The 27,000-nt window shown below is 62.0% G+C and carries 28 protein-coding genes; 13 read left to right on the top strand and 15 right to left on the bottom strand.

Annotated elements, in window-relative coordinates; translation table 11 throughout:
* Positions 1 to 327: 327 nt before the first annotated feature.
* A complete protein-coding gene (locus tag Q7T45_RS16695; protein ID WP_304872047.1) occupies positions 328 to 837 on the bottom strand; it encodes an OsmC family protein in 510 nt (169 codons plus the stop codon).
* Positions 838 to 1,053: 216 nt separating this feature from the next.
* Here Q7T45_RS16695 and Q7T45_RS16690 point away from each other — a divergent pair, with 216 nt between their 5' ends.
* Positions 1,054 to 3,846, top strand: coding sequence for a [protein-PII] uridylyltransferase (locus tag Q7T45_RS16690; protein WP_304872046.1), 2,793 nt, complete (start codon positions 1,054 to 1,056; stop codon positions 3,844 to 3,846).
* A gap of 133 nt (positions 3,847 to 3,979) precedes the next feature.
* Here Q7T45_RS16690 and Q7T45_RS16685 read toward each other — a convergent pair whose 3' ends face one another.
* Positions 3,980 to 4,504, bottom strand: coding sequence for a methylated-DNA--[protein]-cysteine S-methyltransferase (locus Q7T45_RS16685; RefSeq protein ID WP_304872059.1), 525 nt, complete (start codon positions 4,502 to 4,504; stop codon positions 3,980 to 3,982).
* 133 nt (positions 4,505 to 4,637) lie between these two features.
* Here Q7T45_RS16685 and Q7T45_RS16680 point away from each other — a divergent pair, with 133 nt between their 5' ends.
* Complete coding sequence (locus Q7T45_RS16680) at positions 4,638 to 5,000, top strand: DUF1304 domain-containing protein (protein ID WP_304872045.1); 363 nt, start codon at positions 4,638 to 4,640, stop codon at positions 4,998 to 5,000.
* Between the two features lie 129 nt (positions 5,001 to 5,129).
* Positions 5,130 to 6,356, top strand: a complete 1,227-nt coding sequence (locus tag Q7T45_RS16675; RefSeq protein ID WP_304872044.1) for an ABC transporter substrate-binding protein — start codon at positions 5,130 to 5,132, stop codon at positions 6,354 to 6,356.
* Between the two features lie 158 nt (positions 6,357 to 6,514).
* On the opposite strand, the gene Q7T45_RS16670 is transcribed toward Q7T45_RS16675, so the two are convergent.
* Complete coding sequence (locus tag Q7T45_RS16670) at positions 6,515 to 6,940, bottom strand: DUF1330 domain-containing protein (RefSeq protein ID WP_304872043.1); 426 nt, start codon at positions 6,938 to 6,940, stop codon at positions 6,515 to 6,517.
* Positions 6,941 to 7,085: 145 nt separating this feature from the next.
* On the opposite strand from Q7T45_RS16670, the gene Q7T45_RS16665 reads away from it, so the two are divergent.
* Positions 7,086 to 9,317 carry a transglycosylase domain-containing protein gene (locus tag Q7T45_RS16665; RefSeq protein WP_304872042.1) on the top strand — a complete coding sequence of 744 codons (2,232 nt, stop codon included), beginning with the start codon at positions 7,086 to 7,088 and terminating at the stop codon, positions 9,315 to 9,317.
* Between the two features lie 3 nt (positions 9,318 to 9,320).
* On the opposite strand, the gene Q7T45_RS16660 is transcribed toward Q7T45_RS16665, so the two are convergent.
* The 4 genes from Q7T45_RS16660 to Q7T45_RS16645 form a co-directional block, all read right to left on the bottom strand.
* A complete protein-coding gene (locus Q7T45_RS16660; RefSeq protein WP_304872041.1) occupies positions 9,321 to 10,160 on the bottom strand; it encodes a M48 family metallopeptidase in 840 nt (279 codons plus the stop codon).
* 241 nt (positions 10,161 to 10,401) lie between these two features.
* Positions 10,402 to 11,730, bottom strand: coding sequence for a polyhydroxyalkanoate depolymerase (locus tag Q7T45_RS16655; protein ID WP_304872058.1), 1,329 nt, complete (start codon positions 11,728 to 11,730; stop codon positions 10,402 to 10,404).
* Between the two features lie 143 nt (positions 11,731 to 11,873).
* Positions 11,874 to 12,686: an ABC transporter permease gene (locus Q7T45_RS16650; protein ID WP_370691295.1), complete on the bottom strand. Its 813-nt coding sequence runs from the start codon at positions 12,684 to 12,686 to the stop codon at positions 11,874 to 11,876.
* Positions 12,687 to 12,688: 2 nt separating this feature from the next.
* Positions 12,689 to 13,483: an ABC transporter ATP-binding protein gene (locus tag Q7T45_RS16645; protein ID WP_304872039.1), complete on the bottom strand. Its 795-nt coding sequence runs from the start codon at positions 13,481 to 13,483 to the stop codon at positions 12,689 to 12,691.
* A 154-nt stretch (positions 13,484 to 13,637) separates the two neighbouring features.
* On the opposite strand from Q7T45_RS16645, the gene Q7T45_RS16640 reads away from it, so the two are divergent.
* Complete coding sequence (locus Q7T45_RS16640) at positions 13,638 to 14,993, top strand: ActS/PrrB/RegB family redox-sensitive histidine kinase (protein WP_304872038.1); 1,356 nt, start codon at positions 13,638 to 13,640, stop codon at positions 14,991 to 14,993.
* Between the two features lie 113 nt (positions 14,994 to 15,106).
* Entirely contained in the window at positions 15,107 to 15,661 is a 555-nt protein-coding gene (locus tag Q7T45_RS16635) for an ActR/PrrA/RegA family redox response regulator transcription factor (RefSeq protein ID WP_304872037.1), read from the top strand.
* Positions 15,662 to 15,719: 58 nt separating this feature from the next.
* Here the strand turns inward: Q7T45_RS16635 and Q7T45_RS16630 are convergent, their stop codons facing one another.
* On the bottom strand, positions 15,720 to 15,848 hold the full coding sequence (locus Q7T45_RS16630; RefSeq protein ID WP_304872036.1) for a hypothetical protein: 129 nt from the start codon (positions 15,846 to 15,848) through the stop codon (positions 15,720 to 15,722).
* An 88-nt stretch (positions 15,849 to 15,936) separates the two neighbouring features.
* Between Q7T45_RS16630 and Q7T45_RS16625 the strand changes: the two genes are divergently transcribed.
* From Q7T45_RS16625 to Q7T45_RS16610, 4 genes are all read left to right on the top strand, one after another.
* On the top strand, positions 15,937 to 16,296 hold the full coding sequence (locus Q7T45_RS16625; protein WP_304872035.1) for a hypothetical protein: 360 nt from the start codon (positions 15,937 to 15,939) through the stop codon (positions 16,294 to 16,296).
* A gap of 97 nt (positions 16,297 to 16,393) precedes the next feature.
* The gene (locus Q7T45_RS16620; RefSeq protein WP_304872034.1) at positions 16,394 to 16,669 is read left to right on the top strand and encodes a hypothetical protein; all 276 of its coding nucleotides are present in this window, start codon (positions 16,394 to 16,396) and stop codon (positions 16,667 to 16,669) included.
* A gap of 26 nt (positions 16,670 to 16,695) precedes the next feature.
* Positions 16,696 to 17,829 carry an ABC transporter permease gene (locus Q7T45_RS16615; protein ID WP_304872033.1) on the top strand — a complete coding sequence of 378 codons (1,134 nt, stop codon included), beginning with the start codon at positions 16,696 to 16,698 and terminating at the stop codon, positions 17,827 to 17,829.
* Entirely contained in the window at positions 17,826 to 18,599 is a 774-nt protein-coding gene (locus tag Q7T45_RS16610) for an ABC transporter ATP-binding protein (RefSeq protein WP_304872032.1), read from the top strand. Before Q7T45_RS16615 ends, Q7T45_RS16610 begins: the two co-directional genes overlap by 4 nt.
* A gap of 390 nt (positions 18,600 to 18,989) precedes the next feature.
* Here Q7T45_RS16610 and Q7T45_RS16605 read toward each other — a convergent pair whose 3' ends face one another.
* The 3 genes from Q7T45_RS16605 to Q7T45_RS16595 form a co-directional block, all read right to left on the bottom strand.
* Positions 18,990 to 20,027, bottom strand: a complete 1,038-nt coding sequence (locus Q7T45_RS16605; RefSeq protein WP_304872031.1) for a sensor histidine kinase — start codon at positions 20,025 to 20,027, stop codon at positions 18,990 to 18,992.
* Between the two features lie 142 nt (positions 20,028 to 20,169).
* A complete protein-coding gene (locus tag Q7T45_RS16600; protein WP_304872030.1) occupies positions 20,170 to 20,607 on the bottom strand; it encodes a hypothetical protein in 438 nt (145 codons plus the stop codon).
* Positions 20,608 to 20,948: 341 nt separating this feature from the next.
* The gene (locus tag Q7T45_RS16595) at positions 20,949 to 21,803 is read right to left on the bottom strand and encodes a L,D-transpeptidase (RefSeq protein ID WP_304872029.1); all 855 of its coding nucleotides are present in this window, start codon (positions 21,801 to 21,803) and stop codon (positions 20,949 to 20,951) included.
* A gap of 307 nt (positions 21,804 to 22,110) precedes the next feature.
* Between Q7T45_RS16595 and Q7T45_RS16590 the strand changes: the two genes are divergently transcribed.
* Entirely contained in the window at positions 22,111 to 22,554 is a 444-nt protein-coding gene (locus tag Q7T45_RS16590) for a CBS domain-containing protein (protein ID WP_304872028.1), read from the top strand.
* A 289-nt stretch (positions 22,555 to 22,843) separates the two neighbouring features.
* On the opposite strand, the gene Q7T45_RS16585 is transcribed toward Q7T45_RS16590, so the two are convergent.
* Together Q7T45_RS16585 and Q7T45_RS16580 are read right to left on the bottom strand one after the other, a co-directional pair.
* Positions 22,844 to 23,287, bottom strand: coding sequence for a TspO/MBR family protein (locus Q7T45_RS16585; protein WP_304872027.1), 444 nt, complete (start codon positions 23,285 to 23,287; stop codon positions 22,844 to 22,846).
* A gap of 17 nt (positions 23,288 to 23,304) precedes the next feature.
* On the bottom strand, positions 23,305 to 23,484 hold the full coding sequence (locus Q7T45_RS16580) for a hypothetical protein (protein ID WP_304872026.1): 180 nt from the start codon (positions 23,482 to 23,484) through the stop codon (positions 23,305 to 23,307).
* Between the two features lie 256 nt (positions 23,485 to 23,740).
* On the opposite strand from Q7T45_RS16580, the gene Q7T45_RS16575 reads away from it, so the two are divergent.
* Complete coding sequence (locus Q7T45_RS16575) at positions 23,741 to 24,205, top strand: fasciclin domain-containing protein (RefSeq protein WP_304872057.1); 465 nt, start codon at positions 23,741 to 23,743, stop codon at positions 24,203 to 24,205.
* A 207-nt stretch (positions 24,206 to 24,412) separates the two neighbouring features.
* On the opposite strand, the gene Q7T45_RS16570 is transcribed toward Q7T45_RS16575, so the two are convergent.
* Together Q7T45_RS16570 and Q7T45_RS16565 are read right to left on the bottom strand one after the other, a co-directional pair.
* Positions 24,413 to 25,609 (bottom strand): MFS transporter, encoded by a 1,197-nt coding sequence (locus Q7T45_RS16570; protein WP_304872025.1) that lies wholly within the window; start codon positions 25,607 to 25,609, stop codon positions 24,413 to 24,415.
* 89 nt (positions 25,610 to 25,698) lie between these two features.
* Positions 25,699 to 25,959 (bottom strand): DUF2934 domain-containing protein, encoded by a 261-nt coding sequence (locus tag Q7T45_RS16565; protein ID WP_304872024.1) that lies wholly within the window; start codon positions 25,957 to 25,959, stop codon positions 25,699 to 25,701.
* A gap of 267 nt (positions 25,960 to 26,226) precedes the next feature.
* Between Q7T45_RS16565 and Q7T45_RS16560 the strand changes: the two genes are divergently transcribed.
* Positions 26,227 to 26,418, top strand: a complete 192-nt coding sequence (locus Q7T45_RS16560; protein ID WP_304872023.1) for a hypothetical protein — start codon at positions 26,227 to 26,229, stop codon at positions 26,416 to 26,418.
* The last annotated feature ends 582 nt before the right edge of the window (positions 26,419 to 27,000 follow it).

The following is a 27,000-nucleotide window of genomic DNA, read 5'->3' as shown; positions in this document are numbered from 1 at the left end:
GTCGCGACCAGCGCGCCGATCACCGGGCCGGAGCGCTCGGTGATCACGGACGCCGTGACCACGAACGCCGCGGTGATCGCCATGCGCAGCAGGAGCATCAGGAGGAACGCGAGTTCGGGGGACATTTTCGCTTTCTTACCCTCCCCTGGAGGGGTCCGAGACGAGCGAAGCTCGCTCGTGGGTCGGCTCACATGGAGCTCAGCAGAATGTGAGACGGGGAGGGGTGATCCTACCACGCGGACACTGTTCGAAACGAGAGACCGTCACCCCACCCCGCCGCTCATTTCATTCGCGTCGACCCTCCCCCTCCAGGGGAGGGTGAAGCGATCACACCCTGTTCATCGACACCGAAACCTTCGGGCCGTTCTTGATGGTCTGGTAGACCACGCAATAGCGCTCGGTGAGTTTCAGCAAGAGATCGAGCTTGTCCTGCGGCGCGTCGGTATCGACCTCGAACTTCAGGCGGATTTCAGCGAAGCCGACCGGCGTATCCTTGTCGACGCCGAGCGTGCCGCGGAAATCGAGATCGCCCTCGGCGGTGACGTCGCCTTTTTTCAAGGGCACCTCGATGGCGGTCGCCACAGACTTCAAGGTCACGCCGGCGCAGGCGACCAGGGCTTCCAGCAGCATGTCGCCGGAGCACAGCTCAAGCCCGGAGCCGCCGGTCGCCGGGTGCAGGCCGGCAATTGCCAGCGCGCGGCCGGTCTCGACCTTGCAGGCGATGCCTTCGTTCTCGATCGAGCCCCTGGCGGTCAGCCTGATCATCGCGGTCTTGGGATCGGACTTGTAGCGTTCCTTGAACGGGGCCTGGGTGGCGCGGAGTTGGGCGGCGTCCATTTTTTCTCTCCCGGGGATTATCGCGAATTGGATGTACCGGGTCGGCGAACGGATGTCACCCTTCCCAGCCGGCGCGGCGATTCATCAAGCTATCGGAAATACATTCTGCTTCAATGAGTTAATTGAGATCGCGCGGCAAAAATACATACCCCCGGCGCGTTGTCTGGCGGGAATCTCCCGTGACAGGTTCGGCGCGGTCCGATATCGGGTTAGGATATGGACAATCTCGTGACCCAGCCCCGCCCTGACATCGACGACCGTTTTGATACCCCGCGGATCACAGCGGCGGTGGACGAACTCGCCGCCAGACATGCCGGCCGCGAGGATGTTTTTCGCGCCGCCATGGCGCAACTGCTGAAAGCGGAAATGATCGAGGCCCGCGCGGTGGCGCAGGCGGTGCTGCTGAAGGACCGGCACGGGCGGCGCTGCGCCGAGCGGCTGTGCTTCGTGCAGGACGAGATCATCCGCATCCTGTATTCCGCCGCCACCCGCCATCTCTATCGCTCGCCGGTACCCTCCGGCGCCGAACGCATGGCGGTGGTCGCCACCGGCGGCTATGGCCGCGGGTTGATGGCGCCGGAATCCGATATCGATCTGTTGTTCATCCTGCCCTACAAGCAGACCGCCTGGGGCGAGCAGGTCGCCGAGGCGATCCTGTATTGCCTGTGGGACATGGGGCTGAAGGTCGGCCACGCCACCCGTTCGGTCGATGAATCGATCCGGCAGGCGCGCGGCGACATGACGATCCGCACCGCGATCCTCGAGACCCGCTTCCTGACCGGCGACCAGCCGCTTTACGACGAACTGGTCGAGCGCTTCGACAAGGAAGTCGTGCAGGGCACCGCGGCCGAATTCGTCACCGCCAAGCTCGCCGAGCGCGAGGAGCGGCACCGCCGCGCCGGGCAGTCGCGCTATCTGGTCGAGCCCAACGTCAAGGACGGCAAGGGCGGCCTGCGCGACCTGCACACGCTGTTCTGGATCGCGAAATACGTCTACCGCGTGCGCGAGACCGACGAGTTGCTGGAACATGGCGTGTTCGACGCGCAGGAATACCGCACCTTCCGCCGCTGCGCCGACTTCCTGTGGTCGGTCCGCTGCAACATCCATTTCTTCTCGGGCCGCGCCGAGGAGCGGCTGTCATTCGACATGCAACGCGAGATCGCGATCCGGCTCGGCTATACCTCGCATCCCGGCATGCAGGATGTCGAACGCTTCATGAAGCACTATTTCCTGGTCGCCAAGGACGTCGGCGATCTCACCGCGATCCTGTGCGCCAAGCTGGAAGACCAGCAGGCCAAGCCGGCGCCGGTGCTGAGCCGGATGATGGCTCGCTTAAGGCCTTCCAACAACCGGCGCCGGGTGCCCGACAGCGACGACTTCATCATCGACCACAACCGCATCAATCTCGCAGCCCCCGACATCTTCAAGCACGACCCGGTCAATCTGATCCGGATCTTCCGGCTGGCGCAGAAGCACAATCTCGCCTTTCACCCGGACGCGATGCGCACGGTGACGCGGTCGCTGAAGCTGATCAACACCCAGCTGCGCGAAAATCCCGAAGCCAACCGGCTGTTCATGGAGATCCTGACGTCGAACGACGCGGAGATCGTGCTGCGGCGCATGAACGAGACCGGCGTGCTCGGTCATTTCATCCGCGCCTTCGGCAAGATCGTGTCGATGATGCAGTTCAACATGTATCACCACTACACGGTCGACGAGCACCTGCTGCGCTGCGTCGGCTATCTGCAGGACATCGAGCGCGGCGGCAACGACGAGTTCACCGTCGCCAGCGACCTGATGCGCAAGATCCAGCCCGAGCATCGCGCGGTGATCTACATCACCACGCTGCTGCACGACATCGCCAAGGGCCGGCCCGAGGATCACTCGATCGCCGGCGCCAAGGTGGCGCGGCGGCTGTGCCCGCGGCTCGGCTTCAGCGCCGCCGATACCGAACTGATCGCCTGGCTGATCGAGCAGCATCTGACGATGTCCACGGTGGCACAGTCGCGCGATCTCTCCGACCGCAAGACCATCGAGAATTTCGCCGCCGTGGTGCAGTCGGTCGAGCAGATGAAGCTCTTGACCATCCTGACCACCGCCGACATCCGCGGCGTCGGGCCCGGGGTCTGGAACGGCTGGAAGGCGCAGCTGCTGCGCACGCTGTATTATGAAACCGAACCGGTGCTGACCGGCGGCTTCTCGGAAGTGAACCGCGCACAGCGCATCGCGGTGGCGCAATCGGAATTCCGCGCCGCCTTCACCGAATGGCCGGAAGCCGAACTCAACGCCTATGTCGGACGGCACTATCCGGCCTACTGGCTCAAGGTCGAGCTGGCGCGCAAGATCCGCCATGCCCGCTTCCTGAAGGCCAGCGAACAGGCCGGACACAAGCTCGCGATCAATGTCGGCTTCGACGAGGCGCGCGGCGTCACCGAGCTGACCATTTTCGCCGGCGATCATCCCTGGCTGCTGTCGATCATCGCCGGCGCCTGCGCTTCGGCGGGCGCTAATATCGTCGACGCCCAGATCTACACCACCACCGATGGCCGCGCGCTCGACACCATCGCGATATCGAGGGAATACGACCGCGACGAGGACGAGGGACGCCGCGCGACCCGGATCGGCGAAATGATCGAGGACGTGCTGGAAGGCAAATTGCGGCTGCCCGAAGTGGTGGCGCGCCGCGCCGCCGGACGCAAGGCGCGCCCCTTCGTGGTCGAGCCGGAGGTCACCATCAACAACCAGTGGTCGGACCGCTACACCGTGATCGAAGTGTCCGGCCTCGACCGGCCGGGCCTGTTGTATCAGCTGACCACGGCGATCTCGAAACTCAATCTCAACATCGCCTCGGCCCATGTCGCGACCTTCGGCGAACGCGCCCGCGACGTGTTCTACGTCACCGACCTGCTCGGCGCCCAGATCAACGCGCCGACGCGGCAGGCCGCGATCAAGAGCGCGCTGATCCACCTGCTCGCCAATGAAGAGAGCGTGGCGCAGCCCGCGGCTTGAGACAGGCAGACCCTCATGGTGAGGAGCGCGTCTTCGCGCGTCTCGAACCATGAGAGCCACGGTGCTGCCCATCCTTCGACACGCCGCGCGAAGAGCGCGGCTCCTCAGGATGAGGACGGAATGCTGCGCAACGTCAATTGCGAAGCACCACGCCTTCATGCTCCAGCAGCCAGCGCTTGCGCTCCAGCCCGCCGCCATACTTGACCAATGAGCCGTTCGCGCCGATCAGGCGGTGACAGGGAACGACGACACTGAGCGGATTTGAACCATTGGCATGGCCGACCGCGCGTATCGCGTTGGGCATATCGATGCGGGCCGCCATTGCGCCGTAACTCATGGTCGTACCGGCAGGGATCATCGGTAAGGCGGTCCAGACCTTGCGCTGGAATGGCGTCCCCGCAACCCGCCATTCGATCTTACCAAGACGGTCAAGATCTCCCTTGAAATAGCCGGTCAGTGCAGCCCTGGTCGCGGCGGGCGATCGCGTATCCTTCAACGCCACGGCGCCATATTGCAGCCGCAGCAGTTCTCTCATGCGCGGCTCATGGTCTTCCCAATCCAGCGCGCGGAGCACGCCATCGGCATCGGTCACCAGCAATGCTGTTCCAATCGGCGTTTGCAGCCGGTCGAGGCCAAACGCTTCGGGTTGTCGGCTCATGGATTTGCCGGGTTCTTGGACGTCATCATTGCTGCTGAGCCGTATTGGGCCCATCGCACTTTTCACGGGAACCGTGCTAGCGTCCACCCGAAATCTGGCTGTCGTGTCTTGGTAGTATCCTGGGGAAAGGAACATGATCTGGATCGCCAATCTGCTGGTGGCGCTGGTCGCTGTCCTGCACGTCTATTTTCTGGTGCTGGAGATGTTCCTCTGGCAGAAACCGCTGGGCCTGAAGACCTTTCGCAACTCGCCCGAGAAAGCCGCTGAAACCGCGGTGCTGGCCGCCAACCAGGGCTTGTATAATGGATTCCTCGCCGCCGGCCTCGTTTGGGGGCTGTGGCACAGCGCTCCGGCGTTCGGATTCCAGATCAAGGCGTTCTTTCTGCTCTGCGTGATCGTCGCCGGCGTCTACGGCGCCGCCACCGTCAGCCGCCGGATCCTGTATGTTCAGGCAGCGCCCGCCGCGATCGCATTGATTCTGCTCTGGCTGGCGTAAATTCGATCACCGTTCCGGCCGGCATCGTATTGCCATGCCACAACCGTTCATTCAGTATCTTGCGAGCGTTGGCGTCCGCCACAGCGGACAAGACCATCGGCACAATAAACAGACGAGGAAAGCAGCGATATGAGGAACGGTATTTTTCAGTTCGTCACCGGGACGGCAGTTGCCATCGCGCTGTCGGCATCGCCGGCATCGGCGCAGAAGAAATATGACACCGGCGCGACCGATACCGAGATCAAGGTCGGCCAGACCAATCCATTCAGCGGCCCGGCTTCCGCCTATGCCACCATCGGCAAGACCCAGGCTGCCTATATCAAGATGATCAACGAGCAGGGCGGCGTCAACGGCCGCAAGATCAACCTGATCCAGTATGACGACGCTTACTCGCCGCCCAAGGCGGTGGAGCAGGTGCGCAAGCTGGTCGAGAGCGACGAGGTGTTGCTCACATTCCAGGTCCTCGGCACGCCGTCGAACGCCGCCGTTCAGAAATACCTGAACTCGAAGAAAGTGCCGCAACTGTTCGCCGCCACCGGCGCATCGAAGTTCACCGACCCGAAGAACTTCCCGTGGACGATGGGTTTCAACCCCAACTATTTCGTCGAAGGCCGCATCTACGGACAGTACATCATCAAGAACTACCCGAATGCCAAGGTCGGTATCCTCTATCAGAACGACGACCTCGGCAAAGACTACCTGAACGGCATCAAGGCCGGCCTCGGCGACAAGGCAGCGAAGATGGTGGTCGCGGAAGCCTCCTACGAAGTCTCGGATCCGACCGTCGATTCGCAAATCCTCAAGATCAAGGACGCCGGCGCCGACCTGTTCTTCAGCGCCTCGACGCCCAAGCAGGCGGCGCAGACCATCAAGAAGCTCGCCGAACTCAGCTGGAAGCCGGTGCACATCCTCGACATCAACGCCACCTCGGTCGGCGCCGTGATGAAACCGGCAGGGCTGGAGGCCTCCAAGGGCGTGATCAGCGTCAACTACGGCAAGGATCCGCTCGATCCGACCTGGAAGGACGACGCCGGCATGAAGAAGTACTTTGAATTCATGGCGAAGTACTATCCCGATGGCGACAAGGATTCGAGCTTCAACTCCTACGGCTATTCGACCACGCAATTGCTGATCCATGTGCTGAAGGCGTGCGGCGACAACCTGACTCGTGAGAACGTCATGAAGCAGGCCACCAGCCTGAAGAACGTACAGCTCGACCTGTCGCTGCCGGGCATCGTCGTCAACACCACGCCGACCGACTACCGGGTCAACAAGCAGTTGCAGATGATGAAGTTCAACGGCGAGCGTTGGGAACTGTTCGGCCCGATCCTCGAAGACGCCGGCCCGGCGGGCTAGTCTTCCTCACCCCGAAACAGCGATCGGCGGCCCATTGGGCCGCCGATTTGTTTCGTAGGGTGGGCAAAGGCGCACCCTTCGCGCCGTGCCCACCATCTGCCTCCGCACTCGTGAAGGGTGGGCACGCTTCGCTTTGCCCACCCTGCAAATTCGGCGATCTATTTAGGAATTTCGCCGAACGTCTTGCCGATCGGCAACATCGCGTGCCGGATCAGGCGCGAATCCTCGACCGCCGCCTGCCGGTGTTTCACCGCCTCGCGATAGACCGGGTCGCGGATCATCTCCGCGAACGCGGCAACGCTGGGATATTCGGCGATGAAGCAGTGATCCCATCGCTCCTCCTGGGGCCCGATCAGCATCAGTTCAAAGCGACCCTGCCACACGATGCGGCCGCCCAGCCGCTCGAACACCGGCCCGCTTTCCCGGCCATAGGCCGCATAGGCTTCCGCACCGCTGGCCTGGCGGCCGTCGGGATAGGCGGCCTGCGCGCGCAGCCTGACCAGATTCAGCATGTGAATCGGGCCGGGCCGGTCATTGGCCCGAAATTGCGCGAATACTTCCCTGGTGGGATCGATATGGCCCATGCAAATTCTCCTTTGTCTACTTTGGCTTTGCCCTGCTTTTAGCACGCGTCGCCGCACCTCCTAATTGCCCGTTAACCTCTCGCTAACCGGCCCTTAAATCCCGCCCGCTAGCGTGCGGCAGGACCGGTGTGGGCGGCGTTGGCGTATGGCGTGGGGACGGAAAAAGGGCGGCGGACGCAAGGAGCCGCAATTCGGGCTCGCCGCATCGCTGAGCGAACTGCGCCTCGGCCCGCAGGACCGCGTCGCCAGCGGCGGCGAGGAGCCGAAGAAGAAACCCTCCGTAAAGCGCAAGGCCAGCGATTCCGGCGACGATGCGCAGCGCGAGCGCAAGCCGCGCGCGAAGGCGGCGAACAGCAAGCGCAAGTCCAGAGCCCGCGCCCGCAGCGGCCTCGGCCGCCTGGTCTATTGGGGCGCTGTGCTCGGCCTCTGGGCCGTGATCGCGGCCGTCGGCGTCGTGATCTGGGTCGGCGCGCATCTGCCGGCGATCCAGTCGCTTGAGATCCCGAAACGGCCGCCGACGATCCAGATTGTCGGCTTCGACGGCAGCGTGCTGGCGACCCGCGGCGAAATGGCCGGCGCCAATGTTTCGCTGAAGGATCTGCCGCCCCATCTGCCGAAGGCGTTCATCGCCATCGAAGACCGCCGGTTCTACTCGCATTACGGCGTCGATCCTGTAGGCATCGCGCGCGCGGCCGTGGCCAACATCCTGCATCGCGGCGTCTCGCAGGGCGGCTCGACGCTGACCCAGCAACTCGCCAAGAACCTGTTCCTGACCCAGGAGCGCACCTTCATGCGCAAACTGCAGGAAGTCGAACTGGCGCTGTGGCTGGAGCGCAAGCATTCCAAAACCGAGATTCTCGAGCTCTATCTCAACAGGGTCTATTTCGGCTCCGGCGCCTATGGCGTGGAGGCCGCGGCCCAACGTTATTTCGGCAAGCCGGCGAAGAACGTCACGATTGCCGAGGCCGCGATGCTCGCGGGTCTGGTCAAGTCACCCTCCCGCCTCGCGCCAAACCGTAACCCGGAAGGCGCCGAGAAACGCGCCCAGACCGTGCTGGCCGCGATGGCCGACGCCAGGTTTATCACCGAAGCGCAGGCCAAGGCCTCGATCGGACAGCCTTCCTACAACGTGAAGGCGGCGGGCGCCGGCACCATCAATTATGTCGCGGACTGGATCGGCGAAGTGCTCGACGATCTGATTGGCCAGGTCGACCAGAACATCGTGGTCGAAACCTCGATCGACCCGAAGCTGCAAAGCGTGGCTGAAGCCGCCATCATCGACGAGCTCGCGGCAAAGAGCGTCAAATTCAATGTCACCCAGGGCGCGCTGGTGGCGATGACGCCCGATGGCGCGGTGCGCGCCATGGTCGGCGGCCGCAATTACGCCGAGAGCCAGTTCAACCGCGCGGTCACCGCGAAGCGCCAGCCGGGCTCGGCGTTCAAGCCGTTCGTCTATCTGACGGCGATCGAAGCCGGATTGACGCCGGAAACGACCCGGCAGGATGCGCCGCTCGACGTCAAGGGCTGGAAGCCCGAGAACTATACCCACGAATATTTCGGCGCGGTCACGCTGACGCAGGCACTGGCGATGTCGCTCAACACGGTGGCGGTGCGGCTTGGCCTAGAAGTCGGCGCCAAGAATGTGGTGCGCACCGCGCACCGGCTCGGCATTTCCTCGAAACTCGAAGCCAATGCCTCGATCGCGCTCGGCACCTCGGAAGTCTCGCTCAACGAACTGGTCGGCGCCTATGCGCCGTTCGCCAATGGCGGCCGGGGGGCGACCCCGCATGTCGTGACCCGGATCCGTACCTCCGAAGGCAAGGTGCTGTATGTCCGCCCCACCGACCAGCTCGGCCAGGTGATCGATCCGCGCCATGTCGCGATGATGAACAGCATGATGCAGGAAACCCTGCTCTCGGGCACCGCGCGCAAGGCGGAAATCCCGGGCTGGACGGCAGCCGGCAAGACCGGCACCAGCCAGGATTTCCGCGACGCCTGGTTCATCGGCTACACCGCCAACCTCGTCACCGGCGTCTGGCTCGGCAATGACGACAACTCGCCGACCAGGAAGGCCACCGGCGGCGGATTGCCGGTCGAGGTCTGGACCCGCTTCATGCGCACGGCCCATCAGGGCGTGCCGGTCGCGGCTCTGCCGAACGCGCGTCAGGGCGGCTTCCTGAGCAACCTGATTCAGTCGGCATCGCAGGTCAGCGCGCCCTCGGCACCGCAAGCGCAAGCCCCGGTTCCGCTGGCGCCGATTCCGTCGGGCAACGCCTATCGTCCGCCGCCGCCGACGCGCGCATCCAATCCATCCGCGCGTCCGGAAGCGGCGGCGGGATTGGACGGCTGGCTGGTGGATCGATTGTTTGGGCGCTAACCGCTAGTCTTGAATCCCGTAACGATGCAGGTCGTTGCCATGGGTATCGAGCCAGGTCTTGGCGCGCTCGACATGGCCGCATTCCCGCGCGACCACCCGCCAGAACCGCGCCGAATGGTTCATCTCGACCAGATGCGCCACCTCATGGGCGGCGAGATAGTCGAGCACGTAAGGCGGCGCCAGGATCAGGCGCCACGAGAACGACAGGGAGCCGGCCGAGGTGCAGGAACCCCAGCGGCTCGACTGGTCGCGGATCGACAGCCGCTTCACCTTGACGCCATACGCCTCGGCATAGGCTTGCGTGGTCTTTTGCAGATCGTTGCGCACTTCGCGCTTCAGATAATCATGGACTCGCCGCTCGATATGCTCGGCCCCGCCGGCGACGCAGATGATCCGCTCGCCGCTGTCGCGCGTTTCGGTCCACACCGTGCCGCGGATGCCGGCGCGATGCACGATCTTGTGCGCAACGCCGCGCAGCGGCACCACGGTACCCGGAAGAAACGGTGCCGCCTTCGGCAAGCGGCCAAGACGCGCGGCGATCCAGCCGCCGTGACGCTGCGCAAAATCCTTGGCGTCCGCGATGGTGCCGCGCGGCGGCATGGTGAGGATCGCTTCGCGGTCGCTGGGATGGATGCGCAGGGTGTAACGCCGCGCGCGCCGGTGCCGGCGCAATCTAATCGAATAGATTTGCGAGCCGTGCTTGACGAGGAGTCGAGAGGGTTCGGCAGGCCGCCGATAAAGGAGCGCGCGAGTGGCCATATCTGCAAGTCCGGGGAGCAAGAGTTCGCCCGGATTCTGCCATATCCGCCGCCAGTGAAATCGCTCGGCGCAAAAACAAATCATTTGCCCAATATACAGGGGCAGATCGCCGTTCCGACCCCATAGGATGGGTCTGGAACCAGAATTTTTTGATGGAACCGGGGCTCGCCATGGCGACGAAAGAATGAGACCAAACTCATTCTTTCAAGAGAAGCCGCGAATCCGGATTTCCTTGCATCAATTCAGAGGGTTAACGATCGCGCCGAATCAACGCCGCAATCGCCATGTGAACCGCGAACTCGCTTTGTCGCAGTTCGATCGAGGTTTATTCCGCCGCGGCGACCAACGCAGGCTTCCTGCTCGCCGCCGACAGCATGAAATCGGAAATGCGTGGCACGATTTCAGATTTGAAGCGCGAGCCGTTGAAGACGCCGTAGTGGCCGACGCCTTTTTGCACGTAATGCACCCGGCGATGGTCGGGAATCGAACTGCACAGCGCGTGCGTCGCTTCGGTCTGTCCGAGACCCGAAATGTCGTCGTTCTCACCTTCGACCGTCATCAGCGCCACGCGCGAGATCTTCGAGGGATCGACCAGCTTGCCGCGATGGGTCATTTCACCCTTGGGCAGCGCATGCTTGACGAACACGGTGTCGACCGTCTGCAGGTAATACTCCGCGGTCAGGTCCATGACGGCGAGATATTCGTCATAGAAATCGCGGTGCTTGTCGACCAGGTCGCCGTCGCCCTTCACCAGATTGTTGAACAGCGCCTTGTGGGCATCCTTGTGGCGATCGAAATTCATGCTGATGAAGCCCGAAAGCTGCAGGAAGCCCGGATAGACGTCGCGCATCACGCCGGGATGCGGAAACGGCACCTTGGTGATGACATGGCTGCGGAACCAGTCGATGCCCTTCTCCGCCGCCAGATTATTGACGGCGGTCGGGTTGCGGCGGGTATCGATCGGGCCGCCCATCAGCGTCATCGACACGGGAACGAAGGGGTCGCGCTCGGCTTCCATCACGGAAACCGCTGCCACCACCGGCACCGAGGGCTGGCACACCGCGATCACATGCATGTTGTTGCCGAGCACCTGCAGCATCTCGATGACGTAATCGACGTAGTCGTCGAGATCGAAGCGTCCCTCGGTCAGCGGCACCATCCGCGCATCGGACCAGTCGGTGATGTAGACGTCATGGGTCGGCAGGAAAGCCTCGACCGTGCCGCGCAGCAGCGTGGCGTAGTGACCGGACATCGGTGCCACGATCAGCACCCGCGGCGCCGGCGCGCGCAGCGGCCTGGTCAGCTTGCGGTCGAAATACAACAGCCGGCAGAACGGCTTTTCCCACACGACGCTGATTTCAATCGGGGTGCGGACGCCGTTGACCTCGGTATCGTTGAGGCCCCATTCCGGCTTGCCGTAACGGCGCGTGGTGCGTTCGAACAGTTCGCAGCCGGCGGCGATGGATTTGCCGAGTTCGGTGTGCGACCACGGATTGAGCGGATTCTGAAACAGGATCTTGGTGGCGTCGGTCACGGCCCGCGCCGGATTGAGCGACGCCTGTCCCATTTCGTACATCCAGTACATCGGCGTCGTCAGCGCCGGACTGCCTTCGGCCACCAGGGGCGGGGGCGCGCCAAACTCACCAATAGGCATCGGCATTTATTCCTCAATCCCATTTTGCATCGCAGCATACTGCCGAATGCGTAATTAAGCGTCAATGCACGGATCGGTATATCTACGTGTCAGAAAGTCTAAAGATCCGCGAATTGCGCGGGATTCCTTGGGATAAGTAAACTTTATTCGCCGCTCTGGATCAGCGAGCCGTGGCGCCGGGCGCTGCGCAAAAGGGCAAGAAATCCCGCAAATGACGCGATAAACAGCACCGCGTTGATCGCCAGCGCCTGAAACATCAGATCGGCGCGAAACACCCTGTCGATCATCAGCGCCCGCATGCCCTCGAATACATAGGTCGGCGGCAGCGCCCAGGCGACATATTGCAGCCAGTGCGGCAGCACCGATACCGGGTAATAGACGCAGGCCAGCGGCATCACCCCGAACATCAGCGTCCAGACGATGCTCTCGGCGCCGAGGCCGTTGCGCAGCACCAGCCCGGAAACGAAGATCCCGAGCGACCAGCTGGTGAAGATCAGATTGCAGAAGAACGCGATCAGCGGCAGGCCGAAGCCGAGCAGGTTGAAGTCGAAGAAGATCATCGCCAGCAGCGTCATCGGGATGATTCCGATCGCCAGGCGAATGAGGCTCATGGCCATCAGCGCGAGCAGAAACTCGATCGGCTTCAAGGGGCTCATCATCAGGTTGCCGAGATTGCGCGCCCACATCTCCTCCAGAAAGGAGATCGAAAAGCCGAGCTGGCCGCGAAACAGGATGTCCCACAGGATCACCGCGCCGATCAGGGTGCCGCCGGCCTGGGCGAAGAACCCGGCGTTCTGCGAGATGTAGTTCTGGAGAAAACCCCAGGTGATGATCTGCAGCGCCGGCCAATAGATCAGCTCCAGCAGCCGCGGCCACGACGACAGCAACAGGTACCAGTAGCGCAGGATCATCGCGGTGATGCGATGCGGCGCGATGCCCCCGGGCAGCACCAGCATGCTCATGATGCGCCCTCCTGCTGGCGGCCCCGCGCGACGTCGAGAAACACTTCCTCCAGCGTGGTGCGGTTGTAGCGGGTCATGATGTTGTCGGGGCTGTCGTCGTCCTCGATGCGGCCCTGCTTCATGATGATGACGCGGTCGCACAAGCGTTCGACCTCCAGCATGTTGTGCGAGGCCAGCAGGATGGTCGCGCCATGGGTCTTTCGGTAGGTCAGCAAATGCTGCCGGATCCAGTCGGCGGTGTCGGGGTCGAGCGACGCCGTCGGCTCGTCCAGCAGCAACAGCTCGGGCTGGTTGATAAGCGCCTTCGCCAGCGCCACGCGGGTCTTCTGACCGGCGGAGAGCTTGCCGTTGGCGCGATCGAGGAAATCGCCGAGATCGAGATCGGCGGCGAGCTCATCGATGCGCTGGCGCAAATTCTCGACGGCATAGAGCCGGCCGAAGATGGTGAGGTTCTGCCGCACCGTGAGCCGCATCGGCATGTCGACATAGGGGCTTTCGAAATTCATCCGCCCCAGCACCTCGGCGCTTTGCTCGGGCATCGCACAGCCCAGCACCTGGATCTTTCCTGAGGTCGGCAGCACCAGCCCCATGATCATGGCGATGGTGGTGGTCTTGCCGGCGCCGTTGCCGCCGAGCAGTCCGGTAATGCTGCCGCGCGCAATGGCAAACGAGACGCCGTCGACGGCGCGGGTGGTCTTGTAGACCTTTACCAGCTGCGCGACCTCGATCGCCGCGGATCCGGCTGGATCGGTCGCGGGCAATGAAGGCGTGAGGGGGCCGTTACTGACCATGCGGAGCGTTCTCTGGGCCATTGCCGGGACAAGCGCAAGACGGCCGCAACGCCCCAAAAACCAAAAAGGTCGAAAACAACCCCATGCGCAGAAAGGAACCCGTTGGACTGACTGGCGATTTGTGGTCGGGCTTTGGCGCGGCTAAGGTCTTGGGATGACCGACGTCGCAGCCTCCGATTTTCGCCATCCGCGCGACTATGTCCGTCTGGACACCATCCTGCGGCTGCGCTGGCTCGCCGTGCTGGGCCAGCTCGCCGCCATTTTCATCGTGGCGCAGGGGCTCGAATTCGACCTCCCGGTGATTCCCTGCCTCACGGTCGTCGGCCTGTCCGCGCTGCTCAATCTGGTGCTGCAGATCGCCTTCAACCCGATGCAGCGGCTGCAGCCGGTCTATGCCGCCGGATTGCTGGCGCTCAATATCGTGGAACTGGCGGCGTTGCTGTTCCTGACCGGCGGCCTGCAGAACCCGTTTTCGTTTCTGTTCCTGGCCCCGGTGCTGATCTCGGCGACCGCGCTGCCGATCCGGCTGACCATCGCGCTCGGCGCCCTCGCGGTGGCCTGCGCCTCGGCGCTGGTGTTCTTCCATCTGCCGCTGCCGTGGGAGGGCGAAGAGCCCATGGAGCTGCCGCAGATCTATCTGTTCGGGGTCTGGCTCTCGATCCTGCTCGCGATCGGCGTCACCAGCCTGTATGCGATCCAGGTCACCGAGGACACAAGAAAACTTTCCGACGCGCTGGCCGCCACCGAACTGGTGCTGACGAGGGAGCAGCATCTGACCCAGCTCGACGGCCTCGCCGCCGCCGCCGCGCACGAGCTCGGCACGCCGCTGGCGACCATCTTCCTGATCTCGCGCGAGCTGGAGAAGACCGTCGCCAGCGATAGTCCGATCGCCTCGGACCTGAAAACCCTGCGCGAGCAGACCCAGCGCTGCCGCGACATCCTGGGCAAGATCACGCAGCTGTCGTCGACAGGCGCACCGTTCGACCGCATGCCGCTGTCGACGCTGATCGAGGAGGTGGTGGCGCCACATCGCGATTTCGGCGTCGCCATCAAGGTCCGGATCGCGGTGGCCGGCGCCCGCGAGCCGGTCGGCACCCGCAACCCGGCGATCCTCTACGGGGTCGGCAACATCCTGGAAAACGCCGTCGACTTCGCGCGTAAAACAGTGGAGGTGAACGCGTGGTGGAACAACGAGACGGTCGAGATCGTGATTTCCGACGACGGACCGGGGTTCGCGCCCGAGATCCTGAAGCGGATCGGCGAACCCTATCTGTCGCGCCGGCGCGGCACCGAAGATCCCCAGGCCGGACGCCGGGGCCTCGGACTCGGGGTATTCATCGCCCGCACGCTGCTGGAACGCACCGGCGCCAGGGTCTCGTTCCGCAACCGGACCTTTCCGGATCATGGCGCGGTGGTCCAGATCGCCTGGCCCCGCAGCCGCTTCGAGGAAACCCAAAACCAATTATCAGACGAACTGTCAGACGAAATATCAGATGAACCAGCGACTTAGGGCCGCACCGCAGCAATGCGATGGCCTGTTAAATCGATCTGAAGCGGCCTTGGCAGCGTTGGGTTGCCGCGCCATATGATGGTAGTGTTCGCCACAACGGGGATAACAGCACCTTGAACGCCACCGCCGAATTGACTGACCAGGCCGACCGCTCGCTCCTGATCGTGGAAGACGACAAGCCGTTCCTGGAGCGGCTGTCGCGCGCCATGGAAACCCGCGGCTTCACCGTGACCTCCTGTGACAGTGTAGCGGAGGGCCTCGCGCAGATCGGCAAGGCCGCCCCCGCCTTCGCGGTGGTGGATCTGCGGCTCGGCGACGGCAACGGCCTGGACGTGGTGTCGGCGCTGAAGCGCAAGCGCCCGGACGCCCGCGCCATCGTGCTGACCGGCTACGGCAACATCGCCACCGCCGTCACCGCGGTGAAGATGGGCGCGGTGGATTATCTGTCGAAACCCGCCGACGCCGACGACGTCGTCGCGGCGCTGCTGGCAAGCGGCACCGAGAAATCCGAGCTGCCGCACAATCCGATGTCGGCCGACCGCGTGCGCTGGGAACACATCCAGCGCATCTACGAGATGTGCAACCGCAACGTCTCGGAGACCGCGCGCCGGCTGAATATGCATCGGCGGACGCTGCAGCGGATTCTGGCGAAGCGCGCGCCGCGGTAGCGCGCGGTCTCTCTTTTATTTTCAAACATCGCTCGTCAGCAAGATGAAAAGGGCCGCCTTAGTTGGCGGTCTCGCCCACGCCCAGCGTCAGGGACGGCGCGATATCGAACCGCGTGTCGTTGACGGTGTGAACGGAGCCTGCCTCACGAAAGCCGACATCGGCATCCGATGACGCTGTGGCGGACAAACTTGATTTGTATCAACCCTCCCGAAACGAAACCGCGCGAAAAGGCAGTCGCGCTTCGTCGTTGACGACTGTCCTCAATGGAACTGTCATGAAAAAATATCTCGTCGCGATCCTGGCAGGTCTTGTTTGCGTGCTGTTGGCGGTCGATGCCGAGGCTCGCTCGTTTGACGGCCAGTGGAACATTACGTTTGTTACGCAAAGCGGAGATTGCAATCCGACTTATAACTTCTCCCTCAGCATCGAGAACGGCATGATAACGTCGCCTAACGCGGAAACCTTCAGGGGCAATGTCACGAGTTCGGGAGCAGTTCGCGCGTCCGTTGCCGTGCAGGAAAAACGCGCATCCGGGTCCGGCAAGCTGACCGGCGTTGTCGGCCGAGGGACCTGGTCTGGCTGGTCCGGAGAGCAACGCTGCGCGGGATCCTGGACAGCGCAGCGGAGTTGGTAGTCAACCTGGTCGGCCCGTGCCGCGCCCGCGGGGCACTGCTTGCACGCGGGCATGGTCTGCGGGCACCAGATGAAGAGCAATCCGGGAAGGAACAACGATGAAACCCGCAGCGTTGCAGCGCGTTCAGTGGATCATCATTCTGGCTTCAATCGGTGCCGTGACATTGCCGGCATCGGGTAATGCCTATACCGAGGAACAGCAGCGACTTTGCAATGACGATGCGATGCGGCTGTGCGGCGAGTTCGTTCCGGATGTTGACCGGATTACGGCGTGCATGCACAGGCAACGAGCGTTGCTGAGCAAAGAATGTAAATCGGTATTTGGACGGCGCCATTTCCCGGTCCAGCGCGGACCGGACAGGCGTCAACAATAGAACTCACGCAACCCTGGCTCCTAAATATGTCGCTCGTTCTTACGCTGGCCATGCGAAATCTTTTCCAGGACCGGCTTCGCTTTGTCGCCTCGCTCATGGGCATCGTGTTCTCGGTGGTGCTGGTGATGGTGCAGATGGGCCTTTACTTCGGCTTCAGCGCCATGATCACGACCGTGATCGATCATACCAAGACCGATCTATGGATCGTTTCGAAGGGAACGAAATACTTCGAAGATCTCTCGCTTCTCAACACCGGGACGAAAGAGCGCCTCCTGAAGATCGAAGGAGTGTCCGAAGTCGCTGCAGGGGTGGCTGGATTTTCCGCCTGGCGCCTGCCGGATGGAGTCATGACTTCGGTATTCATCATCGGAACGGACCTGGCCTCCGGCGGATTGTCTCCCTGGAATGTCGTGGAAGGGACGGCCCAGAGTCTGATTACTCCCCGAACAGTGGTGATCGATCGGTCCTATTACGATCGGCTCGGTGCGTCCGGCGTCGGCACAACCGCTCAAATTCGCGGCCTGCCGGTAACGGTAGGTGCGGTCACGGACGGCATTCGTTCTTTCACGACGACGCCCTATGTATTCTCCGGTCTTCGCGATGCCTGGGCCTTCACCGGATTGCCGACGAATTTTGCCAGCCATTTCTTGGTCCGGCTGAAGCCGGAAGCCAATATCGAGCGGACCCGTCAGAGTATTCTTTCGAGCATTTCGGGCATTCAGGCGCTTACTCCGGATCAGTTCAGCGAACAAAGCCGGTCGTTCTGGCTTTTCCGGACGGGAGCCGGCGCAGCACTCGTCGCAGGCGCACTGCTCGGGGTTATAGTCGGAACTGTCATCGTCGCACAAACGCTCTATTCCAGCACGAAAGACCACCTCTACGAGTTCGCCACGTTGCGCGCGATGGGCGCCTCGAACAGCTATATCTATCAGGTCATTATCTGTCAGGCGCTGGTCAATGCCGTCATCGGATTCGGCATTGCCGCGCTGATCGGAAGCGGCGTCGTTCATTTCACGGCGAAGAGCGCGCTTCAGGTGGTGATTACGCCTGTTTTGATAGTCGAGTTGTTCGTTCTCACGATCGTCATGTGCATCGTTTCGGCGATGACCGCGATTTATCGCGTCGTCCGCGTCGATCCCGCGATTGTGCTGACCCGATGACCGAGTCCGTCATAGAGGCTGCGAATGTCGGCAAGAGCTTTGGCGACGGCCCGGCATCGGTGCAGGCGCTGAAGGATGTCAACCTGACACTCAACGGCGGTGAACTGACGGTGTTGATGGGGCCGTCCGGCAGCGGCAAGACGACCCTGCTGTCGATTCTTGGCTGCATGCTTGCGCCTACCGTCGGCACCGTCCGGATTTGCGGCACCACCACCAGCGGGGCGCGGCCCGAGCAACTCGCGAAGATCCGGCGGCAGCATATCGGTTTCGTGTTCCAATCCTATCATCTGTTCTCCACGTTGACGTCCGCCGAAAATGTTCTGTTGGCCCTCGACGTGCGCGGCGAGCGCGGGCCCAAGGCAATGGCAAAGACCAGGGACGTGCTGGCGAGCGTCGGGCTGGCATCCAAACTGGAGTCTTTCCCCCGCCAACTCAGCGGCGGCGAGCAACAGCGGGTCGCGATCGCGCGAGCCATCGTGGCGGAGCCTTCCGCCATCCTCGCCGATGAGCCGACTGCCGCGCTGGACGCCGCCAACGGGCAGGCGACGATGGCGATCCTCTCTGCGATCGCCAAGGAGCGAGGCCGGGCCGTTCTGGTGGTGACTCACGATCCGCGGCTTTTCGGATTTGCCGACCGAATTGTCTACATCGAGGACGGCGCGCTCAGGCGTGAAGCGTCCACGAGTTTAGGCCCAGCCGATACGCAGCGGGGTGACCCATCCCAATGGAATGCTTCCTCAAAAGCGATTTCGAGTTCGAGTAGCCAATAGCTCGCACTACTACGAGGGCGAGCTTCCGCTTCTGGGGCACTTCTCGGACATCACCCGCTGCCGCATGGGCGGCAAAGTATCCGCGCGGATGTGAGCTGGTTCATGAAATTGGCGGGATTACGCTTCGCTAATCCGCCTACGGCCCTGCGAATGTCGCGTCGCCTTGACAATCAAGTCGAGTGACGCCGTTCGCGCGCTCGTGATGTCCGACGATGCCAGCTGACCGGACATCGATTGGCATGCCAAAAGCGACGCGAATGACCCAAAGCTGACATCAGCCAATTTTTGGCAAGTTTTGCCGCCAAGTCGCACACCATCAGACGAGAACCTGTTCAACGCGACGCTGTGCATTGTTTTCGGTGAGTCACAATACGAATACTTGTGCCACATCTACTCCAGCGTTCGGAACACGAATGAATATGTGAGCCCGTTGCGGGTGACCACGCGGACTCGAGCCCCAATTTGTTTGGCCAGCGACCTAATAAGTGTTGTGCCGATGCCTCGCGATTTAACGGGTTCTGCGAGGCCTCGACCATTATCTGAAATGGTAAGTATGCCTTGGTCGCCACGCCTGCGGAACCGGATCACAATCCGCCCCGCTTCACCGGGCAAAAATGCATACTTGGCTGCGTTCGTCACAACCTCATTGACGATGAGGCCGAGCGGGACTGCCAGGTCGATGTGCAACTCGGCTGCCTGTAGCTCACGGACTATGGCAATTTTTCTTTCAGCAAGGAGGGACAGTTCAAGACTGGCGCAGATATCTTCGAGGTAGGATTCTATGTTGATCCGATCGAACACATCCTTGCGGTACAAGTGCTCATGCAGGAACGCGATGGTGTGTACGCGCTCGATGGCACGCTCAAAATCCTGCTTGGCACCCGGGTCTTTCTGCCGCGCTCCCTTCAGCCTCAGCAGCGAAATGATCATGCTTAAATGATTTTTCGTACGGTGGCTCAGTTCTCTGAGAAGCAAAGTCTGTTTCTCAAGTAGTTTGTCGCGCTCTTCCTCGATACGACGCCGATCGGTTACGTCAAGGCAAGCGCCAAGCATGTAGGCAGGATTCCCCTCTGCATCTCGAATGAGAGCGCTTCTGTCATAAATCCAGCACACGGAATTTCCGACCACGGCACGAAACTGGTAGTCGGCGTCTGTGCCCTTCTCGATGCAAGCACTGATTGCCGCCCAAACTGCAGCGCGATCGTCGGGGTGCACAAGAGCAAGAAATTCTTCGGAATTCGTGGGGGCATCTCTTCGCTTAATGCCGTACACATCGCACAGGGCGTCGTCCCATTCTACGATGTTGGTGGCTACGTTCCAACGCCAGGTGCCCGCTCGGGAAGCCTTCAGTGCAGCGACGAGCCGTTCGTGTTCGGCTTCCGCAAAATCAACCGAGTCGGGAGGCGGGAATTGTAAAGGCTCGCGCAAGATCGGCTTTCTTGACGGGGAATCCCCCGGATGACACCCAAACTTGCGTGAATATTGACGCTTTTTCTACCTTCCTGCAAGATCGACGAGGTGCGAACCGCTGCCAAATGCTCACCCGCTGTCTGCCACCGATGTCTATGCGTCATGCCCGCACTGCACTGAGAATTGCGTCGGCATTATCGTTGGAAATACCAGCAAAATCGCCACGGAGAGCTTTGAGTGCTTGCCGCTCTTGCTCTATCTCAGAGGCCGTTCGGAAGCCCATACGTCGAAGGATAGGCACCGGCGGACACCATCCTTGGATAGCGTGTTGGAATAGAAATGCCGTCACCATCGCTGGCAGAAGGAGCCACCTCTTATCGCCTGTGGCTCCCAGGACGACGCCTGTGAAGGCGAGCGCAGAGGCATTGCACTCGATGGCCCTCTCAATGTCCCATTCTTCATCAAGCTGGCGGAGCCGAGAACGGATATCGTTCTTATGCTGTTGATAATATCGGACTCGCGCATCTGTTTCGTCGCGGATTTTCTTGTTGATTTCGGCGTCGGTATTGGCGGGTACGCGATTTCGGGTGTCCTGCATCGGATTTGCCTCCAAATTGCAAAACGACCAACAAGGCGGTTGGTTCCCGGCTCTTTTTGGGTGTCGCCCGATGCAATTAGAATCGACGCCCGCGCGAGTAGAGGTCGCCTAGGGCTCATTTCCGTGTTTGGCACTTTTCGGACGTCGCGCCATCTGCCGCGCATGTCCGAGCTTAGCCGACAAGCGGACATCGTTACTTGTCGCCAGCCCGCGTATCCGCATCGCCAAGGTCGAGCGCGTAGGGCGGGTTAGCGCAGCGTAACCCGCCGATGCACGAAGACTGGATGGCGGATTACGCTTCGCTAATCCGCCCTACAGCCCTAAAGCCCTACGGCCCTGAGTTACTTGACCTCGGCGATCTTCGGTCCAGGTGAAAGCATCTGTGCGTTAGTTGCCGAGGGCCGGTTCGACGGCAATGCCGGGTCCGGCGATCGGAAAGCGGCGTCGGGCGGTGCTCCCTGGGATGGTCGACGGGCAGCGGGTGCCGGAAGCACGATCACTTTGGCTCCGACTTTCACCCGTTCATAGAGGTCCGCGACGTCGTCATTGGTCAGCCGGATACAGCCGGAGGAAACCCGCTTCCCGATCGTATCCGGCTTGTTGGTGCCGTGAATTCTATACTCGGTTTCGCCCAGATACATCGCGCGCGCGCCGAGCGGATTGCCGGGACCGCCTGCCATGAACCGCGGCAGATAAGGCTGACGCGAGACCATCTCCGCAGGCGGATGCCAATCCGGCCATTCTGCCTTGCGGGCCACGGTCTGCTCACCGGACCATGTGAAACCTTCGCGGCCGACACCGATGCCGTAGCGCATCGCCTGCCTGTCGTTCAGAACGAAATAAAGGAATGTGTTGCCGGTATCGATGATCAGGGTGCCCGGAGTCTGGCGGCTGGCATAGTCAACCACCTGCCGCACAAGGGCTCCGGGACCCTCAGCGGCCTTTGGCGGTTCGACCAGAGGCGCCGGGGCCGGAATCGGAGCCGGGGCCGATGCATGAACCGGAGGCGCCACATAAACCGGGGTTGACGACGCCCGGGCCTGGGGCGCGGACGGCTTCCGTACCGGTTGCACGCTCCCCGGGCGAGACAACAAACCGTATCCCAATGCGGCGACGGCGATGACGCCAACTGCAACTCTCGCGGCCATGGGCAGCGCGAAGGCCTCCGCCTTTCCACGTTTGGCCCGCTTACTCATGTCTTTCCCCAGGTCACCATGCCCAGAAGAAGTAACCAGCAAAATTTAAGAAACTTCGTGCCCGGACTGGAACTGTTAGCGGTGGTTAACGCCGAACCCTTGTTCGGCAACATGGCGGATTACGCGTCGCTCATCCGCCCTGCGGTCCTGAGCAAGGCTACGCCGTCGAGCGGTGAAAATCCCGCTGTCGGGATCGGTGGCAGGCTTCGCCGGCGACATCGGCGCCGTGCTGACAAGGCAGAATATTTGGACTAACCTCAATGCGGGCCATCAAGACGAGGCAGGACAGGTCCACGAGAGAGGATCGATGAGCACAGTCAAGAGCGCTCTCGCCCAGAAGAGTGGCGACCTGATCCATGTTCGTTCCGGCGACATGGTCGTCGAAGCCCTGCGCCAGATGCGCGACAACCGGGTCCGGGCGGTGCTGGTCATCGACGACGACGTGCTGGTCGGTATCGTGACCCAGGGTGACTGCGCCATCAAGGTGCTGCTGCCCGGGCTCGATGCGAAGCAGACGCCGGTAAGGCAGGTGATGACGGGCAACCCGGTGACGGTCACGCCGGACGATCGGCTGGAAGGCTGCATGGCAATGATGGCTGCGCGCGGTTTTCGTCATCTGCCAGTGCTGGACGCGGGCAAGGTCGTGGGCGTGATCTCGATCGGAGACGTCGTCAAGGACATCATCCGGGACTTGGAGCACAATTTGGGCGACCTGACGGGCTACATCATGAGGGACGGCCCCGGGGGCTGACAGACGAGGCGCGGTGCGGTCGCCCCGTCCGCGATCCTGCGGCGCCCCTTGTTCTCATACAATTGAAAAACGCTCGCCGCGATCGCCGCTTCACCGTCGTCCGATGCCACCGCCTGGCCAAGTGACCTTCTGCGAAATGACCGCTTGTGGCAGATTGCGTCAGCACGTAGGGCGGGTTAGCGCAGCGTAACCCGCCAATGCACGAAGACCGGATGGCGGATTACGCTTCGCTAATCCGCCCTACGGCCTGAACCACGACGATGTGGTCGTTCGCGCGGGCATGGAACGTTCAATTCAGCTTCACGATCGCCAGATTGAGCATCGAGGCGAAGCCGATCCAGGCGGCGTAAGGAAGGAATAGAGCCGATGAAATCCCGTCTCTTTTCCATTGCCACGCGATGAACGCGAGAATCGCCGCGAACAGCAACAGGATGGTCGCGAGAGCGGCGCCGGGCCAATGCGCCGAAAAGAACGTCGGCGGCCAAAGGAAGTTGAGTCCCATCTGAACGAACCACAATCGCATGGCCGTTCCGCGGCGATCGAAATTCCACGTCCGCCACCCGGCGATCGCGATCAGCACGTAGATCACCGCCCAGACCGGCGCAAAGATCCAGTTCGGCGGATTGAACCATGGCTTGTTGAGGCCGGCGTACCATGCATCGGGCATGTTCAAATAGCCGAGCGTGAAGCCGGTTCCGACCACACCAACGACGAAGACGGCCAGCCCGGTCATTCCAGAAGTCGTTGGCTTCATGATGTGCCTACCAAATGGTCCACCCCGATATGGCCGCCGTAGCCGCAACACGCGGCGAGTACAGAATCCCGGAGCGCGTCTGTCGCCGTCTGCCAGTCATACCGCAATGAATCGCGTGTGTCGGTTCGATCGAGCGTGCCGTTGGCAGCAGCTTCGAGTTCAATGCTCGCCATCATCGGTTCTTCCAACCTCGATCCGTAAAACTCCAGAAGTGAAACGTCATTCGCGGCGCGGTGGATCACCGTTCGAGAGAGTTATCAAAAAAATCGTGTCGGTGTGATCCGGTTCGTATCGGGCGTCGTTTCCTGAGCGATGACGGTTGGCCAGGCTCTCCTGCTCGAGGGGGCGACCCAGCCGTAGCACCTGCAAATATGATATGAAATGGAGAACATGATGAATTCCGCAATTCGTTCCACCGCTGCCGGCTTCGCGATGCTCACGGCGTTGCTCGCTCCGACCCTGGCCAAGGCGGCTGACATCGTCGATACAGCTGTTGCGGCAGGCTCGTTCAATACGTTGGTCGCGGCAGTAAAGGCCGCAGGCCTGGTGGCCACGCTCAAGAGCAAGGGCCCGTATACCGTTTTTGCGCCGAATGACGCCGCCTTCGCCAAGCTTCCGCCCGGCACGGTCGAATCCCTGCTCAAGAACAAGGCCAAGCTCGCAACGATCCTGAAATACCACGTGGTGCCGGGCCGGGTGAAAGCCGCTGACATCGCCGGCAAGTCGCTGAAGGTCAAGACCGCGGCCGGGCTGCCGGTGAATGTCGACGGTACAATGGGCGTGAAGGTCAACAACGCCAACGTCATTCAGCCCGACATCGAGGCATCGAACGGTGTCATTCACGTCATTGACACGGTGCTGCTGCCTCCGACGCGAGCCAGCAAGGGCCATCATTAAGGCTTGTGGGATTTGAAGGTGGCCCGGCCTGGTGGCCGGGCCCAAGACACGCACCCCTTGTCGTTCGTCGCTTTCGCCGGCATGCACGGCTTCACTAACAGCCCGTAGGGCGGGTTAGCGCAGCGTAACCCGCCGATGCACGAAGGTTGGATGGCGGATTACGCTGCGCTAATCCGCCCTACGGCACTGCGACCCGTCGCTTCACCGTCAAATCTCCTTCCACCAACGCCAGGTCGCCGCCAGCGCCAGCAGGCCGAGCGCGCCGGTCACGGCCACGGCATTGTGGGAGCCGATGCGGTCCGCGAGCCAGCCCAGCCACAGGAAGCCGATTGGGCCGGTGCCGATGCAGACGGTCAGGATTCCGAGGATGCGCGAGCGCATGTGCAGTGGCGCGGCAAGATAGACCAGCGTGGCCTGCATCGTCGCAAAGCCGGCACCGCCAAACCCCGTCACGATCAATGCCACGCCTGCCAGTACAGGACTTTGCACCAGCGCGAAAATCACCACCGTGATCAGGTAGCAGACGACGCCGCCGAGATAGGCCCGGCCGTACCATTTCGGGGTCAGCCACAACCCCACCAGCAGCGCGCCCACGAAGGCGCCGATTCCATCCATGGCCGCCAGGATGCCGACGCCTTCCGGGCCCAGATGCAGACGGTCGCGCCCGATGACGGGAATCATGCTGGTAAAGGGCCACGCGAAGATATTGTAGATCACCGTCACGACCAGCACGCCGATGAGCCGCTTGTCGGTGCGGACCAGAGCGAGCCCCTCGGCGATCCGCGCCAGCACGGCCTCGGAGCCCGCGATGCGGGGAATGCGGGAGCTGATGGCCAGAATCGCCCATAGCGCGGTGCCGTACATCAGCACGCCCAGGATAAACGCGCCCTGGATGCCGGTCCCGGCGAGCAGGAATCCGCCGACGGCGGGGCCAACCATACGGCTTGCATTGCCGGCGCCGACATCCAGCGACATCGCGGCGCCCATCTGTTCGCGGCCCACCACCTCACCCATCATCACACGGCGCACCGGATTGTCGGTGCACCAGCCGCACCCGTTGATGAAACTCGCCAGCGCGAGATGCCAGATCTCGAGTTGTCCGGTCCCGGCCAGAACCGCGACGACCGCCGAGGTGCCGCCCATCATCAGCACGACGATGAGGAGCGTCCGGCCGCGATCGAAGCGTTCCGCAAGCGCGCCGAGAAACACGCCGAAGAGAGCCATGGGAAGCAGGCGCAGCATGGTCATCATCGAGACCAGGAACGCGGATTCTGTGCGCTGGTAGACGACAACCCCGACCGCGATGGTCTCCAGCCAGCGCACGGTGGAGACGATCAGGCCGACATACCACAACCGCCAGAAATCCGGTGCCCCGATCATCCGCCGGAACGGCGAGTTGCTCACGCGATCGTTTCCTCTCCGGGGACGGCTCACCCCTTATGCTTGCAGCATTGGCTGTATCGTAGAGGTGATTTGGCGGCCGGTATACCGCTTCAGGTACCGCGACGCGCTGACCGCTCTCGCGATTTTACCGCATCGCAATCGAGGTCAGGTAACGCAGTCTCACCAACAAGCTGGAGGCGACCATGAGACGGCGCAGGCCGGGTTGTCGTCGTCATTGCGGTTTCTGAAGCAACGTTCAATTCCCGCTCGGCCTGAAGGTAGAACTCTTCGTCCCTGTCTTTCGGCTCGCCCGCTTGCTGCCACAGTTCGTAGGCTCGCCGCGTGATCTTCATCTTCTGCGGATCCGACACTTTGATCACCTTCGATCTGGCTTTCGGGGACGACCAAAACACAAGGGTGCCTCCCAGGTACGCGATCAACCAGGGAGTCGTTCGCGCCGATCATATCGGCATTTGCGGCTTTCAGGCGCGCGCGAGGTGTCAGGAATTTCCTTACACGAGGAAGCGGCGCCGACTCACTACCGTGATGGCACGGACGACTTCGAAGGAAGCGCCTGCTTGACGCCTTGTCAGCTCCGAGGCCGGCCTGGCCTGCGGTGCCCAACAGGAGAGATGCCGATGAACGTGTACGCGGGGATATTGCTGCTGGCCGTTGCGCTCTTCCTGATCTGGGTCGGACGTCCCGACAAGGCGGGCGTCCATCGCAAGTTCCTGAGGTTCAATGCAGCCCTCGTTCTGTATCCCCCCTTGGTATTGTCGTGCTTCGCATTCGGTGTAGTGGCGATTATCTCAAGCTGGCCGGGGAAATAGGGCTCCAGGTATCGGCCGTGTTGCCCTGTTACATGCTGCCGAAGCGCGGTCGTCCCAATTCAGCGGGCATACTCAAGGCGCATGTCCCGATCGTCATCGAAGGCATGCCCGGCACAGGTTTACTTCTGACGATCTTCAGAATTGCGGTGACAGTGCACAATCTTCACCAATCAGGCGCGGGTCTTTCGGCGCGAGTGTTTAGTGCACTGTCACCGTAATTCCCGTAATTCCAGGATTCGTAGGGTGGGCAAAGGCGCCCTTGCGCCGTGCCCACCATCATTTGCGCGGGTGAAGGATGGTGGGCACGGCGCGAAGAGCGCGCCTTTGCCCACCCTACGCTGCGCCCATCCTACGAGCTGGAAGCTATCAATCAGCCTATGAATGGAAACCAGATGCCTGAGATACGGTCATTCCAGCCAATGCTGTCCAGTTCCGCCTTGTCGTCGGAGAAGCTGAGAGAGGAGCCCTGCTCATTGATGTCCTCCCAAACCTGACACCAACACCTGCCCATATCGATGGAAGAAATTTTGTCGTTCCAATCTCCACCGAACGGCCCGAGGCCGGCATCAAACTCCGTTAAAT

Origin of the sequence: Bradyrhizobium sp., from assembly GCF_030646015.1 — a bacterium.
GTDB lineage: Bacteria > Pseudomonadota > Alphaproteobacteria > Rhizobiales > Xanthobacteraceae > Bradyrhizobium.
This window is presented reverse-complemented; position numbering and strand designations above follow the sequence as displayed.

Coding starts and splice junctions, on each gene's coding strand:
- Q7T45_RS16580 (WP_304872026.1), bottom strand. CDS start 23,484: ATGATGGCGAGCATTGAACTCGAAGCTGCTGCCAACGGCACGCTCGAT.
- Q7T45_RS16575 (WP_304872057.1), top strand. CDS start 23,741: ATGCTCACGGCGTTGCTCGCTCCGACCCTGGCCAAGGCGGCTGACATC.
- Q7T45_RS16640 (WP_304872038.1), top strand. CDS start 13,638: ATGACCGACGTCGCAGCCTCCGATTTTCGCCATCCGCGCGACTATGTC.
- Q7T45_RS16560 (WP_304872023.1), top strand. CDS start 26,227: ATGAACGTGTACGCGGGGATATTGCTGCTGGCCGTTGCGCTCTTCCTG.
- Q7T45_RS16620 (WP_304872034.1), top strand. CDS start 16,394: ATGAAACCCGCAGCGTTGCAGCGCGTTCAGTGGATCATCATTCTGGCT.
- Q7T45_RS16660 (WP_304872041.1), bottom strand. CDS start 10,160: ATGATTTGTTTTTGCGCCGAGCGATTTCACTGGCGGCGGATATGGCAG.
- Q7T45_RS16595 (WP_304872029.1), bottom strand. CDS start 21,803: ATGAGTAAGCGGGCCAAACGTGGAAAGGCGGAGGCCTTCGCGCTGCCC.
- Q7T45_RS16590 (WP_304872028.1), top strand. CDS start 22,111: ATGAGCACAGTCAAGAGCGCTCTCGCCCAGAAGAGTGGCGACCTGATC.
- Q7T45_RS16610 (WP_304872032.1), top strand. CDS start 17,826: ATGACCGAGTCCGTCATAGAGGCTGCGAATGTCGGCAAGAGCTTTGGC.
- Q7T45_RS16675 (WP_304872044.1), top strand. CDS start 5,130: ATGAGGAACGGTATTTTTCAGTTCGTCACCGGGACGGCAGTTGCCATC.
- Q7T45_RS16645 (WP_304872039.1), bottom strand. CDS start 13,483: ATGGTCAGTAACGGCCCCCTCACGCCTTCATTGCCCGCGACCGATCCA.
- Q7T45_RS16650 (WP_370691295.1), bottom strand. CDS start 12,686: ATGCTGGTGCTGCCCGGGGGCATCGCGCCGCATCGCATCACCGCGATG.
- Q7T45_RS16670 (WP_304872043.1), bottom strand. CDS start 6,940: ATGGGCCATATCGATCCCACCAGGGAAGTATTCGCGCAATTTCGGGCC.
- Q7T45_RS16615 (WP_304872033.1), top strand. CDS start 16,696: ATGTCGCTCGTTCTTACGCTGGCCATGCGAAATCTTTTCCAGGACCGG.
- Q7T45_RS16690 (WP_304872046.1), top strand. CDS start 1,054: ATGGACAATCTCGTGACCCAGCCCCGCCCTGACATCGACGACCGTTTT.
- Q7T45_RS16685 (WP_304872059.1), bottom strand. CDS start 4,504: ATGAGCCGACAACCCGAAGCGTTTGGCCTCGACCGGCTGCAAACGCCG.
- Q7T45_RS16600 (WP_304872030.1), bottom strand. CDS start 20,607: ATGCAGGACACCCGAAATCGCGTACCCGCCAATACCGACGCCGAAATC.
- Q7T45_RS16695 (WP_304872047.1), bottom strand. CDS start 837: ATGGACGCCGCCCAACTCCGCGCCACCCAGGCCCCGTTCAAGGAACGC.
- Q7T45_RS16625 (WP_304872035.1), top strand. CDS start 15,937: ATGAAAAAATATCTCGTCGCGATCCTGGCAGGTCTTGTTTGCGTGCTG.
- Q7T45_RS16655 (WP_304872058.1), bottom strand. CDS start 11,730: ATGCCTATTGGTGAGTTTGGCGCGCCCCCGCCCCTGGTGGCCGAAGGC.
- Q7T45_RS16665 (WP_304872042.1), top strand. CDS start 7,086: ATGGCGTGGGGACGGAAAAAGGGCGGCGGACGCAAGGAGCCGCAATTC.
- Q7T45_RS16680 (WP_304872045.1), top strand. CDS start 4,638: ATGATCTGGATCGCCAATCTGCTGGTGGCGCTGGTCGCTGTCCTGCAC.
- Q7T45_RS16585 (WP_304872027.1), bottom strand. CDS start 23,287: ATGACCGGGCTGGCCGTCTTCGTCGTTGGTGTGGTCGGAACCGGCTTC.